The sequence below is a fragment of the Pseudomonas sp. UBA6276 genome, from assembly GCF_002438365.1.
Taxonomy (GTDB): Bacteria; Pseudomonadota; Gammaproteobacteria; order Pseudomonadales; family Pseudomonadaceae; genus Aquipseudomonas; species Aquipseudomonas coleopterorum.
The window spans coordinates 1-3,407 of the sequence record NZ_DJUS01000135.1 but is presented as its reverse complement, the minus strand read 5'-3'; the positions used below and the strand labels follow the sequence as shown (position 1 = coordinate 3,407).

Here is a 3,407-nt window from a genome sequence, read left to right as displayed (position 1 = left end):
GGGGCCATGGGCCTGCCGCAGTTCATGCCCAGCAGCTTCCGCGCCTATGCGGTGGATTTCGACGGCGACGGCCACATCAATATCTGGACCGACGCCGATGACGCCATCGGCAGCGTCGCCAGCTATTTCAAGGAGCATGGATGGGTCGCCGGCCAGCCAGTGGTCAGCCGAGCCAGCGTTTCCGGTCCGCAGGTCGACGATGGCTTGAGCCCGGGCATCGACCCGGTCAAGAATGTCGGGCAGTTGCGGGCGCTGGGCTGGTCGAGTCATGATGCGCTGCGCGACGACCTGCCAGTGACCGCCTTCCGCCTGCAGGGCGCCGAAGGTCCGGAATACTGGATGGGTCTGAAGAATTTCTATGCAATCACTCGCTACAACCGCAGTGTGATGTACGCCATGGCTGTGCACCAACTGTCGGAATCGCTGGTTCAAGCACGGGGCGTCAAGTAATGCGGGCAATGCCGATACGTACATCCTCAGCCATCGCGGCCTGCGCGGCACTGGGCCTGTTGCTCGCCAGCTGCTCGTCGACCCCGCCGCCGTCGCGTACCGTCAAGCAATCGGGCCCGACCGTCAAAGCCATTCCCGGCCTGAACATCAATCGGGCTCACAAGGACGGCGCGCCCTGGTGGGACGTCGACGTGTCGAAGATCCCCGACGCCGTACCGACCCTGCACACCGGTCCCTACAAGGCCAACCCCTACACGGTGCTGGGCAAGACCTACTTCCCGATAGCCGAGTCGCGCCAGTATCAGGCCACCGGCACGGCGTCCTGGTATGGCACCAAGTTCCACGGCCAGAACACCGCCAACGGTGAGGTCTACGACCTGTATGGCATGAGCGCGGCGCACAAGACCCTGCCGCTGCCCAGCTATGTGCGCGTGACCAACCTGGACAACAATCGCACGGTGGTGCTGCGGGTCAACGACCGCGGGCCTTTCTATTCCGACCGGATCATCGACCTGTCCTATGCTGCCGCCAAGAAGCTGGGCTACGCCGAAACGGGCACTGCGCGCGTCCGGGTCGAGGGGATCGATCCTCAGGAATGGTGGGCCCAGCGTGGTCGCCCGGCGCCGCTGGTGCTGAACCAGGGGCCGGTGGTGGCTCAGGCCCGGCCCAACATCACGCCGTCGGCCGGCACGGTCGAGCAATACACGCCGCCGCCCCAGCAACACGCGGTCGCCACGCTGCCGGTGCAGATGGACGCAAAAAAAAACGGTTCTGCACAAGCGTCTGGCCTGTATCTCCAGGTGGGAGCGTTCGCCAACCCCGACGCTGCGGAGCTGCTGCGTTCCAAGCTGAGCTCGATGGTCAGCGCACCGGCCTTCACCAGCCAGATCGCAGTCAACCAGCAGACGTTCTATCGGGTGCGCCTGGGACCGATCAATTCCCAGGGTGAAGCCCAGCAGATACAGGACAACGTGCGCATGGCCAACCTCGGCGTGCCCAAGTTGGTGACACTGGATTGAACCGCGCCGCCTGCGGGCGGCGCTGCAATGAACGCCCGGCAACGGGCGTGCGACACCGGGCCGCCCGCCCACAACAAGACTGCCCGCAAGGGCATGTGCCCATCAGCAATTTCGAGAGACGGATGAACATCACCACATTTGCCAAACGCCTGTGCCTGCTTGTACCGCTGATCATTGCCCCTGCCGCTTGGGCGGCAGATCAGATGATGCCAGCGCCGCCGCAACTGGCTGCCAAATCCTACGTGCTGATGGAAGCTTCCAGCGGTAACGTGCTGGTTGAAAACAACGGCGACCAGCGTCTGCCGCCAGCCAGCCTGACCAAACTGATGACCGCGTACATCGCCACCCTGGAGATCCGTCGCGGCCAGATCGGCGAGAACGACCCGGTCACCGTCAGCGAAAACGCCTGGCGCACCGGCGGCTCGCGGATGTTCATCAAGGTCGGCACCCAGGTGTCGGTCAGCGACCTGCTGCACGGCATCATCATCCAGTCGGGCAACGACGCTTCGGTGGCGCTCTCCGAGCACATCGCCGGCAGCGAAGACGCCTTCGCCGACATGATGAACACCACCGCCGGCAAACTGGGCATGAGCAACAGCCACTTCATGAACCCGACCGGTCTGCCGAACCCTGAGCACTATTCCACCGCTCACGACATGGCACTGCTGGCTCGCGCCATCATCCACGAAGACCCGGCCCACTATGCGATCTACTCGCAGAAGGAGTTCTTCTGGAACAACATCAAGCAGCCCAACCGCAACCTGCTGCTGTGGCGCGACAAGACCGTCGACGGTCTGAAGACCGGCCACACCGAAGAAGCCGGCTACTGCATGGTGTCCTCGGCCGTGCGCGACGGCATGCGTCTGATCGCCGTGGTGTTCGGCACCAACAGCGAACAGGCCCGTGCAGCCGAGACCCAGAAGCTGCTGACCTACGGCTTCCGCTTCTACGAAACCCAGACCTTCTACCAGAAGGGCACCGAGCTGGCCAAAGCGCCGGTGTGGAAGGGCGACATCCGCGAGATCAAGGCCGGCCTGGCTGAAGATCTGACCATGACGCTGCCCAAGGGTCAGTTGAAGAACCTGGCTGCCAGCATGACCATCAACCCGCAGCTGACCGCGCCCATCGCCAAGGGCGATGTGATCGGCAAGGTTGAAGTGAAGAACGGTGACAAGATCGTTCAGACCTCCGATCTGATCGCGTTGGACGATGTACAGGAAGGTGGTATTTTCCGCCGCGTGTGGGATAGCGTTCGTCTATTCTTCTACGGCTTGTTCAACTGATATCGCGACCGCGCGCCCTCGCCTTGGCAACAGGCGGGGGCGTTGTTGTTTTCACGGTTTACCCGAGGCCGTCATCGTCATGACCGATACCGAAGTAAAAGAACCGAAGATCGAATTCCCCTGCGCCGACTACCCGATCAAGATCATCGGCGACACCGGCGTGGGCTTTCGCGACACGGTGGTGAAGATCGTCGAGAAGCACGCCACCGTCAATCACGACAAGAACGCCGAGCGCCAGAGCACCAACGGCAACTACACCACCTTGCAGTTGCACATCCTGGCGACCGGCCAGGAACAGCTCTACAACATCAACAGTGAGCTGCGCGCCACCGGCATCGTCAAAATGGTGCTTTGATGCCGCAATGCCTGGGGTTTCGCGAACTCGGTCTGATGCCTTACGAGCCCGTCTGGCACGCGATGCAGCGGTTCACCGATCAGCGCGATGCAGACGCCGCCGATGAAGTCTGGCTGGTCCAGCATCCGGCGGTCTTCACCCAGGGCCAGGCGGGCAAGGCCGAGCACCTGCTGGTGCCCGGCGAGATCCCGGTGGTGCAGGTCGACCGCGGTGGTCAGGTGACCTACCATGGCCCCGGCCAACTGGTGGTGTACCTGCTGCTGGACGTGCGCCGGCTGGGCTACGGTGTGCGCGAGCTGG

General features: G+C 63.2%; 5 protein-coding genes. All 5 read left to right on the top strand.

The features are described from left to right. The coding region (locus B2V21_RS16445; RefSeq protein WP_286917418.1) for a lytic murein transglycosylase at positions 1 to 450 on the top strand (450 nt) is incomplete at its 5' end. Next, positions 450 to 1,469, top strand: a complete 1,020-nt coding sequence (locus B2V21_RS16440) for a septal ring lytic transglycosylase RlpA family protein (RefSeq protein ID WP_056843999.1) — start codon at positions 450 to 452, stop codon at positions 1,467 to 1,469. The genes B2V21_RS16445 and B2V21_RS16440, both read left to right, overlap by 1 nt. A 122-nt stretch (positions 1,470 to 1,591) precedes the next feature. Then, on the top strand, positions 1,592 to 2,752 hold the full coding sequence (locus B2V21_RS16435; protein WP_049860842.1) for a D-alanyl-D-alanine carboxypeptidase family protein: 1,161 nt from the start codon (positions 1,592 to 1,594) through the stop codon (positions 2,750 to 2,752). A 79-nt stretch (positions 2,753 to 2,831) separates the two neighbouring features. After that, positions 2,832 to 3,107 (top strand): DUF493 domain-containing protein, encoded by a 276-nt coding sequence (locus B2V21_RS16430; RefSeq protein ID WP_049860843.1) that lies wholly within the window; start codon positions 2,832 to 2,834, stop codon positions 3,105 to 3,107. Next, positions 3,107 to 3,407: lipoyl(octanoyl) transferase LipB (gene lipB / locus B2V21_RS16425; RefSeq protein WP_286917417.1), on the top strand; the 301-nt coding region annotated here is incomplete at its 3' end. The genes B2V21_RS16430 and lipB, both read left to right, overlap by 1 nt.

What these genes read in the sequence shown, in the direction of transcription:
- B2V21_RS16440 (WP_056843999.1), top strand. Translation starts at nt 450, where the DNA reads ATGCGGGCAATGCCGATACGTACATCCTCAGCCATCGCGGCCTGCGCG.
- B2V21_RS16435 (WP_049860842.1), top strand. Translation starts at nt 1,592, where the DNA reads ATGAACATCACCACATTTGCCAAACGCCTGTGCCTGCTTGTACCGCTG.
- B2V21_RS16430 (WP_049860843.1), top strand. Translation starts at nt 2,832, where the DNA reads ATGACCGATACCGAAGTAAAAGAACCGAAGATCGAATTCCCCTGCGCC.